Raw genomic sequence first — 12349 nt, 5'->3', positions numbered from 1 at the left:
ATGGCGGCAACGGCTTCGGATCATACCGCCTCGGTGCTCGTGGTGGCCTCGGATCGTGAGGCGATCGAGTCGCTGCTGGATCATCTCGACGCCTGCGGGGTCGCCTGCGGCTTCGCGCGCCCCGGGGATCTGGCGCACGATCCGCCGTATCGGCTGACGCCCTACGATCTCGCGGTGTTCGTGGATTTCGGCAGCGAGTCCTCGATTCATAAAGGCGTCCTCGCGCTGACCTCTGAAATCCGCTGTCTCCTCGTCTCTGATACGCCGCCGGACCGGCTGGATGCGCAGGTGACCGTGCTCCATACCGACACCTCGCCGGAGACGCTGCATCGCCGGGTCCGGGCCGAGCTCGCGGCCGGCGCCCGGGCAACGGGGCTGGTGGGCGAAACCCCGACCATGCGGACCGTCAACGAGATGATCGCCCGGATCGCGGGCACAGGCTCGACTGTGCTGCTGGTCGGCGAGTCCGGAACGGGCAAGACGCGGGCGGCCCGGGAGATACACCGCCGATCCGGGCGCTCGGGGGCGTTCGTGACGCTGGGCTGCGGCGCGATTGTGCACGCACGCCTCGAATCCGAGCTGTTCGGTGGCGACGATGACGGCGCTAAGTCTGCGTCGGGGCCCCGCGCCGGCTGTCTGGCACGGGCGGCGGGCGGCACCCTGTTTCTCGACGGCATCGACGACATGAGCCTCGATCTGCAGGTGCGGATGCTGCGCCTGCTCGAGGATCGATGTTTCCAGGCCGGCGGCAGCGCGGGCGACCGCGCCGTCGATGTGCGCATCGTCGCGGCGGCGCAGCGGGATCTGACGCAGGCGATCGAGCGAGGCGATTTTCGTGCCGACCTGTATCACCGGCTGGCGGTGTTTCCGATCCGGCTGGCTCCGCTGCGCGAGCGCCGGGCCGATATCCCGGCTCTGATGGAGGCGCTGGCGGCCCGGCTCGACGGGCCGACCGCGCGTTTTGATGCGACCGCCACCGCGCGGCTCAAGCGCCACGACTGGCCCGGTAACGTGCGCGAACTCGCCAACGTCGTCGAACGTCTGGCAATCCTGTATCCCGGCGAGCCGATCGATGCCGCGCATCTCGACGGTCATCTGGCGTCATCGCCAGCGTGCGATCCGGCCACGGAGCAGGCTGCGACCGTGCGCCCGCCGAGCCTGCGCCTGCCCGACGAAGACCTCGATCTGCGCCTGTTCGTCGAGGACGTCGAGAGGCAGCTGATACGACAGGCCCTGGACAGTCAGAACGGCGTCGTGGCGCAGGCGGCGCGGCGGCTGGGGCTGCGCCGTACCACCCTGATCGAAAAGCTTCGCCGCTACGGCATCGCGGTCGACTGACGCGGCGCGACACCCCGGCGCCGTGCCGGGCATCACTTGCACCCGCATCGGATGTGACATATAACGTCATCAAATGACGTTTTAGGTCACTTTTGCGCCGTGCTGGCGTGCCGCTTTGGATTATTCTTTTTCAATTATTTGAAAACGAATGATTTTATTTTCAGGCACGGCGTTTGCGAAAGCGATTGGGAAAATGTGCGCAGCGGGCGCCAAAACAGGACTTCCAATCCGCGCTTCGCATGGCACATGGCGTCGATCATGCCCCGGCAGGTCGACATCCACGATACGGGGGGATCAGTCATGCAAAACGCTGCGGTGATGTATGCCGGGGTGGGGAATGTGGCACCGCTGCTCGACGACCACGCCGAGCTGGTCAAGCGGATCGCCTGGCGGTTGCACCGTCGTCTGCCGACCTGCGTTCAGATCGAGGACCTCATCCAGGCCGGGATGATCGGCCTGCTCGAGGCGGTCGAGCGTTTCCAGTCCGACGAGGAGGCCAGCTTCGCGACCTTTGCCGGTATCCGGATTCGCGGCGCCATGCTCGACGAGATACGGCGCGGGGACTGGGCGCCGCGGTCGCTGCATCGGGCCGCGCGCGCGCTCAAGCGGGCCCGCAGCGACATCGAGCGGCGCGACGGCCGCAGCGCGACGAGCGCCGCCATGGCCACCGAGCTGGGCATGACGAGCGAAGAGTACCGGCGCCTCTGCGACGACATCACGCTCACGCACCTGACCAGTCTGGACGCGACGCTGGCCGATCAGCCGGCGCTCGAGGTCTCGGCCGATGCGGCGGCGATCCCGGAGCGCCTGGTCGAGCGCCAGGACCTGTGCGAGGCCATCGTGCGCGCGGCACAGGATCTGCCGGAGCGCGAGCAGTGGCTGCTCGAGCTCTACTACGAGCAGGGCTACAATCTGCGCCAGATCTCGGAACGGCTCGGCGTGTCCGAGTCCCGCGCTTGCCAGCTGCACGGGCGGGCCATCCGCAAGGTGCGCGAGCAACTCGGGGAATTCGCTTAGGCCTGTCAATACGCCATGCGAGCCCGTGCCAAGCGCTTCCTGCAAATTGACTATGGTCGGCAAGGCAAGGCGCAGTGTGCGCCGCGCAGTCACTCTGGTCGTTACATAGGGCGCTTGGCACTACGGGTTGGGCCGCCCATGAAACAACCAGGGGCGCGCTGCGGCGTTGCACGTCTGGATCGTGGTGCGCCACGATCCAGACTCGTGCTTGACCGCACACGATTTGCGGTCTTCAACGCGACGTTTGCATGAAGTGTTGGCGGGCCGTACGAACACCGCTGTACCGGCTTCTCCGATTGGACCGCCTTCGGGCGGTCTTTCTTTGTCTGCGGTACGCTCCGGTGTTTTGACGCTTCAGATCGCGATGTACTACTTCGCCTACGGCTCCAACATGCTGACCGCGCGGCTGGCCGCGCGCGTGCCCACGGTCCGTCCGGCCGGGCGCGGCTGGCTTACCGGCCACCGGCTGCATTTTCACCTGAGCGGCAGCGACGAATCCGGCAAGTGCAACGTGCTGCACACCGGCGACGGCGCCGATATCGTCCACGGGGCGCTCTACGAGCTGGACGCCGACCGGCTCGAGCGGCTGCATGCCGCCGAGGGCCCGCCCTACGCCTTTCTCGAACTCGAGATCGGCACGCCGGCGGGCGCGGTGCGTGCCGCCACCTATCGCGGCCGCCCGGAGTTTCTCGATGACACGCTGGTGCCCTTCGACTGGTACTGCGACTTCGTCGTTCACGGCGCCCGCGAGCACGGCCTGCCGGCGGATTACGTCGCGATGCTGGCCGCCGTCCCGAATCGGGCGGATTCCGACCCCGACCGCGCCGCACACAACCGCGAGATCCTGCACCGACGCGCGACCAACGTACGGCCGATGGCCGGCGGGTAGGCAGCCCGGCGCACGGATGGCCCGCACCGCGATCGGGTGACCGGCCCTGCCCGGCGGCGCTGGAAGGCGCCCGTCGTATCGCTGACGTCGATCCAGCCCGATGCCCCGCCGGCTACGGCCGTCGTTTGCACGCGTCCCGGTGGACGATCCGGGCCGCATGGCAGCAGCGGACTGCCAGGCGACGGCGGCGACCGTAAGGAAAAGGAATGGCGCCGCCCGTGCCGGCGCGGCGCCTGAGGGCGAGCGGGCCCGGTGTGCCCGCATCGATGCGCTATTGCATGCCGGCTGCCGGCGCGGCGCCGGCAGCCGGAGCGGCATCGGTGTTGCTCGGCACGCGTTCCCGTGCGAGCCCGCGGCCCGCGCAGGGCATCTGCGTGAGCTCCAGGCAATCGATCCGTAGTTCGAGGTCCCGGATCACCGCGGCCTGTGCGGCATCCGGTTCCGGATAGGTCACGGTCTTCGAGGCGCGGTTATCCAGATAGCGGTTGTAATCCGCGATCGCTTCCTCCTGGGCGAGGCTGGCGCCGGCGAAGCCGAGCAGGCCCGTCAGCATTGCCCCGCAGAGGGCATTGTCGAGCGCATGGTGAGGTGCGTGCATCACAAGTCTCCAGTAGTCGGACAGACTCCGAAGCTTGGACCGCGCCGGACCGCACCCATCGCATTGTTTTCGACGCTTTTCGGGCGCGGCACCGCAAGTGTCGGGAGACGTGGGACATTCTCCTGGCACGCCGGGCGACCGGCGGTACCGGCGTGGCCGCGGCTCAGTAGGCGCCGGTCAGTCGCGCGAGCGGCCCCGGCGCGGGGCGCGGCGCGGCCGTCAGCTCGCGTATATGGCGCTGTAGCGCCGTGATCGCGGGCGCGAGCCCGTCGCTGCGATGGCGCGCGGTGGCACGGGCGTAGGCCGGCACGTTGTCCAGAAAACCGCCGAGCCGGTTCAGCGGCAGCCGGTGCAGCGACGCGCTTTCGCCGACGCCCATCGTCACCAGCGCGCGGGCGTTGAGGCGTTGCTCGACGGCGTCCTCGGGCAGGGCGAGTACCGGTTTGCCGAGATGGATCGCCTCCGAGAGCAGCTGATTGCCCGCGGTCGAGACCACCGCCCGAGCGGCGGCCAGATCGTCGATGAAGCCCTGCTGCGACGGCGCCTTGAAGTGGAGATTGGCGCTGCGGCCGCGATGGGCCGTGCCGTAGACGATCACCGGTTCGCCGCAGGCGCGCAGGGCGGTGTCGAGCGCGGCGGTGTACTGGTGCGCGCCCTTGTTGAGGTAGACGACCAGCGCATCGCCGGCCTCGGGCCGGGCCGTGCGCACTGGTGCGCGCAGGATCGGACCCACCACCTGCACGTTCGCGCGCCGCGGCGGCGCCGGGTAGAAGCTGGACACGATCACCCGGTCCGGATCACCCATGAAGGCACGGTAGCCGAGGCCGTCGCGGCGCCCTGCGATGGCGTCGCCCGGCGCGAAGTCGCAGTGGCAATAGGCCATGATTCCGACATGATCGAAGCCGATGCGCGGGATACCGTGGTGGCGCGCGAAGCGGTGGCCGTAGGTTTCCGAATCCGAGATCACCAGATCCGGTTCGAAGTCCGCCATCTGCTGCCAGACCGTGCGCGTGCGCGGGCCCGCCGCGAGCAGGTCCGCCACCCGCGGCGCGTTGCGCCAGAGCGTGCGGCGTGCGCAGATGCGCCCGTTGACGCCGTACTGATAGCCGATGACCGGGATCTCGACGCTGTCGTGGGCGCCGCGCAGCATTTCGTGGGCATCGCGGCCGGCGAACACGCGCACGGTGTGCTGGCGCTCCAGAGCGGGCAGCACGGCAGCGCTGCGCATGGCGTGGCCGCGGCCGTAGCCCATGACGGTGTAGGCGATTCGCATGGCACGGCCTCCGCTTCGGGTCTGTCGACGAGGCTAGGCGCCGATGATGACGCGACCGTGACCGGCGTGTGTCAGTCCAGCGTCATCTGGGCCTCGAACTCGACCAGCAGGTCGTCCCGGCACAGCGGCGCGTGCAGCAGCACGCGCGGGATCGCCGGCAGCCGGGCGTCGAGCACCGCGATCACCGTTTCGGCATCGGCCGGGTCGCGCAGATAGGCCTTAACGCACTGCAGATCGCCGGGCTTCATGCGCCGCCCGATGGCCGGCTCCGCGGCCTCGATCACCGCGGTGACATTGTCCAGTGCCTCGCCGGCCTGGGCTTCGACGTCGCCGGCGTGCCGGGTGGCGTGGCCGACGATGCTCGCGGTGCCGGAGATCAGCAGAAAACGGGCCCCGGCCAGATTCGCGACGCCGGCGCGGGCGAAGGCCGGGGCCCGGATGCCGTAGTCCCGCGGATAGCGATAGGCGCTGACCTGGCGCGGGTTCTCGATCGGCCGGACGCTGTCGCGCCCCAGCAGCGCGTGCATGCGCAGGCCGTGGCGGTGGCCGGCGACCAGCGTGGCCGGGGGCAGCGGCTCGATCGCGCCCCCGGGGGCGTCGAGCGCCTCGGCGCGTCCCCGGCAGAAGCGCTGGTAGCGCTGGTCGTCGCCCGCGCCGGCGGTGGGCTCGGACAGCCAGTGCCAGATGCGCTGCACGCGGGGCAGATCGAGCGCGCGCTGGAGTGCGATCAGCTCCCGGTAGGCGGTCTCGCCGGCCCGCTGTATCGCCGCCGGATCGGCGGCATCGTCGTCGATGTGGCAGGCGGCGAAGGCGATGTCGGGGCCGCGTCGATACGACCAGCCCGCCATCGTGCCGGTCTCGACCGGGCCGTCATCCGGGCACTGCCAGCGTTCGGTCTCGAAATCGCCCGCGATCACCGGCAGCGGGCAGCAGAACACGTCGGCGTCGGGCGCGAAGGCCACGCGGGCGAGCGTCGCGTCGTCAGCGTCAGCGTCGGCGTCGGCGCGCCAGCGCAGGCCGGTCGGAGCGTCGGGCATGCGGGTCAAACGGGCGGATGGCGACGAGCAGTCTAGCCGGCACGCGCGCAGCGGGCCAGCGCCGGCCGCCTCAGGCCACGCCCGATGCCTGCTCCGCGGCCAGAACCCGGGCGGCGGCACGCGCGGCCTCGGCGCCGGTGAACGTCTCGCCGGCGACGCTGGTGCAGCCCTGACCGAGGGGCGCGTAGGCTTCGGGACGGGTCGCCCGGAACAGCCCGACGACCGGTACGCCGGCGGCCGCGGCCAGGTGCATGGGGCCGCTGTCGGCGGCCGTGAAGACCGACAGTCGGGACAGCAGCGCGGCGAGCACGTCCAGCTCGGCCACGGCCACGCTGGCGGTGTCGGCGGTCGGCTCCGCCCCGGGCGGGCGGATTTCGAGCAGGGTGGCCGCGGGCGCGAGGCGACGCATCTGCTCGCACCAGTCCCGCCACCAGGCCGCGGGCAGCGCCTTGCGACCGGTCGCCCGGGTGAAGAACCCGATCACCGGGCCGCGGGTCGGACCCGATCCGAGTGCCTCGACCCAGTGGGCGCGGGCGGCCGTCTGCGCGCGATTGTCGGGAAACACCGCCAGCGTGTCGAAGGTCTTGAAATCGAGCTCGTCGACGCTGTCGGTCAGCAGCGCGACCGCCTGCTCGGCCTGATGTCGGCTGTTCGCCCGGCCGGCGGCGTGGGTCAGGCGCAGCCACTGGCTGTTCGAGGCGAAGCCCATGCGCTGGCGGGCCCCGGACAGGGCCACGGCGGTGCGGTTGCTCGAGGAGTTGCCGGTGGGGTCGATGGCGAGGTCGTAGCGTTCCCGGCGCAGGCGCCGGATCAGACCGATCAGCGCGCCGAGGCCGCGCGGCTGCACCCACACGCGGCCGATGCCGGGCAGGCTTTCGAGCAGCGGTTTCTGGCGCGGATCGCGGATCAGGACGTCAATCGAGGCCGTGGGCAGGCTGGCGGCCAGTGTGCGCAGCATCGGCGTCAGGAACAGGATGTTGCCGAGACGCTTGTTCAGACGCACCACCAGCACGCGTCGGGTGTCCGCGGCCAGCGGCGCGCGCACCGGCCGGGCCGTGCCCATGAATCGGGTGAGCCAGCGGTTGAGGCGCTCGCGATTGGCGCGGCGCAGGCGCTTGACCAGCGCGCGCCAGCCGTGGGCGTTGACGGCGGAATGCGAATCCTGGGCCACAAGGAATGCAGGTCGAAATCTCTGCGGCGAGCGTGGCGCACAACGGCTGCGGCGCGCATGAGTGACGCGTGAAGAACGCGTTAAGGGCCGGCCAGACGCAGCTCGATCCGGGTGCCTTCCTCGGGGCGGCTGGCCAGGCGGATGCGCCAGCCGTAGCGGTCGGCGACGCGCTTGACCAGATACAGCCCCAGCCCGAGGCCCGCGCTCGGCCCCGCGCGATAGCCCCGTTCGAAGGCGCGCCGGATCTGTTCGGTCTGCATGCCCTCGCCGTCGTCGGCCACGGTCAGCAGGCCGTGGGCCAGGGTGATGCGAATGGTGCCGCCGCCGTGGCGCAGCGCATTGCGCAGCAGATTGCCCACCACGATCACCAGCGCGATGCGCGGCGCGCTGACGGTGCAGGGATCCAGGGCGGGTACCGAGACGCCGGCGGGCCCCAGCATCGGCCGGTAGGCGTCGATGACCTCGCGCACGACGTGGTCGGCGCGGCAGGTGGTGTGCGCGCCGTCGGCTTCCTGCGGCTCGTCGCGCGCGAGAAACAGCAGCGCCTCGATCAGTTCGGCCATCTGCCGGGTGGCGCGGTCGATGCGCGTCAGCGGCGGGCTGCCGGCCACGCGCTCGTCCTGCTGGAGGACTTCGATCGCGCCCTGGATCACGGCCAGCGGTGTGCGCAGTTCGTGGCTGGCGTCCGCGGTGAAGCTGCGCTCGCGCTCGACGAAACCGTCCAGCCGGTTCATGAAGCGGTCGAAGGCGTGGGCGATCAGGCCGACCTCGTAGCCGTCGAAGCGCCGGGCCAGCGGTTCGGTGCCGGTGCCCGGCTCGAGGTCGCCGAGGTGGTCGGCCAGTGCGTTGATGGGCTTGAGGCTGATCCGGGCGATCCAGATGCCCAGCGGCACCGCCAGCGCCAGCACGATGAGCGCGAAGGCGATCAGCACGATCTTGAACAGCCGCTGGCGATCCTCGATCGCGGTGATGTCGTAGGCCAGAAACGCGCGCTTGCCGTCGACGACCGTGGTGGCCACGCGATAGGTGCGGTCGGAGAACGTCAGATTGAGCCCGCGCTGATGCGCCGGCAGTCCGCGCAGCGCTCGGGGCAGGGTGTCGAGGGCATCCGGCTCGGCCACGAAGGCGCGGATGGTCGCCGAGTTCGGCAGCGCGGCCTCGCCCTCGTGCGGGTACTCGGCCTCGAGCTCGTCGAGTTCGTGCGAGACGATGCCGTTGAGCAGGTCGGTCTCCAGCCGCTCGTTGATCGCGAAAAGGGCCACCGCCATGAGTGTCGACACCACGGCGACGAACAGGGCGAGCGCAGCGGTGACGCGGAACTGAAGGCTGCCCCCGAGACGGCTCAGCCGGGAATCAGGCCGCATCCGGATCGACGAGTCGATAGCCCATGGTCGGCACCGTGTGGAGCAGCGCGCTGGCGAAGGGCTTGTCGATGGCCGCGCGCAGGGCGTGGATGTGTGTGCGCAGCGCCTCGGAGTCCGGCGGGTGGTCGCCCCAGATCGCGGCTTCCAGTTCGGCGCGGCGCACGAGCTTGGGCGAGGCGCGCATCAGGGTCTCCAGCAGCCGCAGTGCGGTGGGCGTCAGGCCGATGCGCTGGCCGGCGCGCTCGGCCTGCCAGGTGTCCAGATCCAGCGTGAGGTCGCCCACCCGCAGCAGATGCTGGCTGCGCCGCGGGCCGCGGTTGCCCAGCGCCGTCAGGCGGGCCTCGAGTTCCAGCAGGGAGAAGGGCTTGATCAGGTAGTCGTCGGCGCCGGAGGAGAAACCGGCGAGCTTGTCCTCGAGCGTGTCGCGGGCGGTGAGCATGAGGATCGGCGTCTGCTTGTCGGCCTCCTCGCGCAGGCGCGCGCACAGCGCGAAGCCGTCGATGCCCGGCAGCATCAGATCGAGCACGATGGCGTCGAACTCGTGGACCACCGCCAGATGCAGCCCGGTGACGCCGTCGGTGGCGCTGTCCATGACGTGCCCGCGCGCCGACAGGAACTCCATGATGTTCGCGGCGAGATCCTCGTTGTCCTCGATGACGAGTATGCGCATGGCGGCGGGCGGCGAGCGGGTGCTGGCGCCATCTTAATCAATTCGCGCGCGGCACGTGCCCGGCACGGGCACCGCTGGTCTACACTGCGGCCATGACCCCACACGGCCGCGCGCCGCACCGATGACGCAGGCGACCCCGCGCGGGGTGGTGTTCACCGACCTCGACGCCACGCTGCTCGATCACCACCACTACGGCTGGGCGCCGGCCGCGCCCGCGCTGGCGGCGCTGGCGGCACGCGCGGTGCCCGTGTGTCTGGTCACCAGCAAGACCCGGGCCGAGGTCGCGGCCCTGCGCCGGGACCTGGACAACGCGCATCCCTTCGCGGTCGAGAACGGCGGTGCGGTGGCGGTGCCCCGCGGCTACTTCGAGGGCGCGCCCGTGGACGCCGACACCCCCTGCGACTGCATCACCCTCGGTGCGCCCTACGCTGAACTGCGGGCGCTGGCGGTCGCGCTGCGCGCCGAGCGTGGCTATCGCTTCACCGGGTTCGGGGACATGGACGTCGGCGAGGTCGTCGCCGCGACCGGGCTGGACGAAGCCGCGGCCGCCGCCGCGCGCCAGCGGGAGGCCTCGGAGCCGCTGCTCTGGCGGGACAGCGAGGCCGCGCTGGCCGATTTCACCACCCGCGTGGCCGCCGCGGGTTTCACCACCCGCACCGGCGGCCGCTTCGTGCATGTGCTCGGCCGGGCCGGCAAGGGCGACGCGCTGGCCTGGCTGCGGGCGCGCTTTGCCGCCCGGCAGGGCCCGATTCTTGCTATCGCACTGGGCGACAGTGCCAATGATGCCGACATGCTCGCCGCGGCCGACATCGGCTACTGGGTCGCGCGGCCGGACGGCAGCTATCACGCCCCGGCCGGCGGGGCCATCCGGCACGCGCCGGGCATCGGCCCGGCCGGCTGGGCCGCGGCGATCCGTGCGCTGATCGACAACAACGAACTTCAGGAGCGCTGACATGGCCGATTTTCACCAGAACGGCATCATCACCACGCTGCACCGGCTCGGCGAGCGCCCCATCGACGCGCTCGAGGCCGAACTGCGGCGCTTCGGCCGGCGTCGGCCCATGTCGCTGGTGCTGCCGTGTCTGTATTCCGAGCTGGAGGGCGACGCGCTGCCGGCGATCGTCGATCAGCTGTCCCGCGTCGACTATCTGGCCGAGATCATCATCGGCCTGGACGCCGCCGACGCCGACCAGTTCGCCCACGCCCACGCCTTCTTCCAGCGCCTCGGCCAGCCGCACCGCGTACTCTGGAACGACGGCCCGCGCCTGAGCGCGCTCTACGACCGGCTCGACGCCGAGTCGCTGGCGCCGGAGCGCCCGGGCAAGGGCGCCAACGTCTGGAACTGCATGGGCTATTTCCTGGCCTCGGGCACCGGGCGCGTGCTGGCCATGCACGACTGCGACATCCGCACCTACGACCGCGATCTGCTCGCGCGCCTGTTCTATCCGATGGTGCATCCGAACTTCACCTACAAGTTCGCCAAGGGCTATTACGCGCGGGTCGCCGGCGGCGAGATCAACGGCCGCGTCGTGCGGCTGTTCACCACGCCGCTGCTGCGGGCGCTGATGACGGTGGTCGGCGACCTGGATTATCTGCGCTACATGGACAGTTTCCGCTACCCGCTGTCGGGCGAGTGCGCGATGACCGCCTCGGTGGCCGAATCCATCCGCATTCCCAGCGACTGGGGGCTGGAGGTGGGGATCCTGGCGGAAGTGCACCGCAACTACACGCCCAACGCCATCTGCCAGGTCGACATCGCCGACGCCTACGACCACAAGCACCAGCCGGTCTCGGACCACGAGGCCGACAACGGCCTGGCCAAGATGAGCACCGACATCGCCAAGGCGCTGTATCGCAAGCTGGCCACCTACGGTGTGGTCCTCACGCCCGAGACCATCCGCACGATCAAGGCCGTCTATCTGCGCAACGCGCTGGACAGCGTCGAGCGGTTCTATTTCGATGCCCAGATCAACGGCCTGGACTACGACCGCCACAAGGAGGAGAAGACCGTGGAGGTCTTCGTCGAGGCGATCATCCGGGCCGGCGAACAGTATCTGGCCAATCCGATGGAAGTGCCGTTCATGCCGACGTGGAACCGCGTGCGCGCCGCGCTGCCGGAGTTTCTGAGCGACTTTCACGAAGCGGTCGAGGCCGACCACGCCGATGCGGTCCGGGCCGCGCGCTAGGGTCTGCCGACACGTCGTACGCACGCCGCGCCGGCCGCCGCATATCGGCTCCTGGAGGGCGCGGCCCGCCGATCTCGGCGCGCCACGATCGAGACGCGCCACGCCGCAGGCCGCCGACGATGCGTTGTTCGCGGGCGGCCCGGCCCGTCGGGTCAAGCGTTCCCTTGCATCAACAGGATGCGACAATCGCGCCCCGTCGCACGCGGGCGCAGCATGGCCGCGTGGTTCGCGCGCCGCCTCGTCTTGCCGCAGAACGGCGCTCGGCGCGGGCTCGCACGACGTGACGACAGAGCCGACTCCATTCCCGCCGAAGAAGACGATGCCATGAACCGCACTCGATTGATCCGCGCCGCCGCGCTGCTGGCGCTTGTGTCGACGGCCGCCGGCGCCACGGCGGCCGAGGGTGACGAGTCACTCTATCCGAGCGAACTCAGACAGCAGCGGCCGGCGGTCGCCGCGCAGTATCAGGCGATGATCGAGCCGGTCGCGGACGAGCACGGCTGGGTCGAGGACGGCGGTACCGAGACGCCGATCAGCCGAATCACGCTCGACGGCAGCGAATACGTGGTCCTGTCGGGCTGCAAGCCGCACGATTGCTCTGCCGAAAGTCTCGTCACCCTCCTGCGGCCGGGCGGCGACGCGGCCGTCGGCGCGCTGGCCGTCAATCGGGGTGACGCCGGCTTCGGCCCGAAACGCTCGACGCTGACCTGGCTCGGCGAGCCCGACCGCGAGCAGCGGCGCTTCATCGCGGCCTATCTCTTCCGCTAGCGGATGCCGGCCGCGACGGGCGAATAAGGCCTCCGAGC

General features: G+C 70.5%; 12 protein-coding genes. 6 read left to right on the top strand and 6 right to left on the bottom strand.

The genetic code is table 11. The annotated features are described in order from the left end of the window. The 3 genes from SAHL_RS06830 (at position 1) to SAHL_RS06820 (ending at position 3244) form a co-directional block, all read left to right on the top strand. Positions 1–1338, top strand: a complete 1338-nt coding sequence (locus SAHL_RS06830) for a sigma 54-interacting transcriptional regulator (RefSeq protein ID WP_184947461.1) — start codon at positions 1–3, stop codon at positions 1336–1338. A gap of 300 nt (positions 1339–1638) precedes the next feature. Then, complete coding sequence (fliA, locus tag SAHL_RS06825) at positions 1639–2355, top strand: RNA polymerase sigma factor FliA (RefSeq protein WP_184947459.1); 717 nt, start codon at positions 1639–1641, stop codon at positions 2353–2355. Between the two features lie 346 nt (positions 2356–2701). Further along, entirely contained in the window at positions 2702–3244 is a 543-nt protein-coding gene (locus SAHL_RS06820; protein WP_148045511.1) for a gamma-glutamylcyclotransferase family protein, read from the top strand. A 271-nt stretch (positions 3245–3515) separates the two neighbouring features. Here SAHL_RS06820 and SAHL_RS06815 read toward each other — a convergent pair whose 3' ends face one another. The 6 genes from SAHL_RS06815 to SAHL_RS06790 all read right to left on the bottom strand — a co-directional run bounded on the left by SAHL_RS06815 (position 3516) and on the right by SAHL_RS06790 (position 9357). Next, complete coding sequence (locus SAHL_RS06815) at positions 3516–3842, bottom strand: hypothetical protein (RefSeq protein WP_148045510.1); 327 nt, start codon at positions 3840–3842, stop codon at positions 3516–3518. A gap of 163 nt (positions 3843–4005) precedes the next feature. Next, entirely contained in the window at positions 4006–5115 is a 1110-nt protein-coding gene (locus SAHL_RS06810; protein ID WP_123590658.1) for a glycosyltransferase family protein, read from the bottom strand. 71 nt (positions 5116–5186) lie between these two features. Continuing rightward, positions 5187–6152, bottom strand: a complete 966-nt coding sequence (locus SAHL_RS06805) for a chorismate transformation FkbO/Hyg5 family protein (RefSeq protein WP_123590657.1) — start codon at positions 6150–6152, stop codon at positions 5187–5189. A gap of 70 nt (positions 6153–6222) precedes the next feature. Further along, entirely contained in the window at positions 6223–7323 is a 1101-nt protein-coding gene (locus SAHL_RS06800) for a glycosyltransferase family 9 protein (RefSeq protein ID WP_123590656.1), read from the bottom strand. 80 nt (positions 7324–7403) lie between these two features. After that, complete coding sequence (locus tag SAHL_RS06795) at positions 7404–8687, bottom strand: sensor histidine kinase (RefSeq protein ID WP_123590655.1); 1284 nt, start codon at positions 8685–8687, stop codon at positions 7404–7406. Then, the gene (locus SAHL_RS06790) at positions 8677–9357 is read right to left on the bottom strand and encodes a response regulator transcription factor (protein ID WP_123590654.1); all 681 of its coding nucleotides are present in this window, start codon (positions 9355–9357) and stop codon (positions 8677–8679) included. Before SAHL_RS06790 ends, SAHL_RS06795 begins: the two co-directional genes overlap by 11 nt. A gap of 121 nt (positions 9358–9478) precedes the next feature. Between SAHL_RS06790 and SAHL_RS06785 the strand changes: the two genes are divergently transcribed. The 3 genes from SAHL_RS06785 to SAHL_RS06775 all read left to right on the top strand — a co-directional run bounded on the left by SAHL_RS06785 (position 9479) and on the right by SAHL_RS06775 (position 12311). Then, positions 9479–10309: an HAD-IIB family hydrolase gene (locus tag SAHL_RS06785; RefSeq protein WP_123590653.1), complete on the top strand. Its 831-nt coding sequence runs from the start codon at positions 9479–9481 to the stop codon at positions 10307–10309. Position 10310: 1 nt separating this feature from the next. Beyond that, entirely contained in the window at positions 10311–11543 is a 1233-nt protein-coding gene (locus SAHL_RS06780; protein WP_123590652.1) for a glycosyltransferase family protein, read from the top strand. Between the two features lie 324 nt (positions 11544–11867). Then, positions 11868–12311, top strand: coding sequence for an Ivy family c-type lysozyme inhibitor (locus tag SAHL_RS06775; RefSeq protein ID WP_184947457.1), 444 nt, complete (start codon positions 11868–11870; stop codon positions 12309–12311). Positions 12312–12349: the final 38 nt, after the last annotated feature.

It is taken from the genome of Salinisphaera orenii subsp. halophila YIM 95161, assembly GCF_003732545.1.
GTDB classification, from domain to species: Bacteria; Pseudomonadota; Gammaproteobacteria; order Nevskiales; family Salinisphaeraceae; genus Salinisphaera; species Salinisphaera orenii_A.
This window is presented reverse-complemented; position numbering and strand designations above follow the sequence as displayed.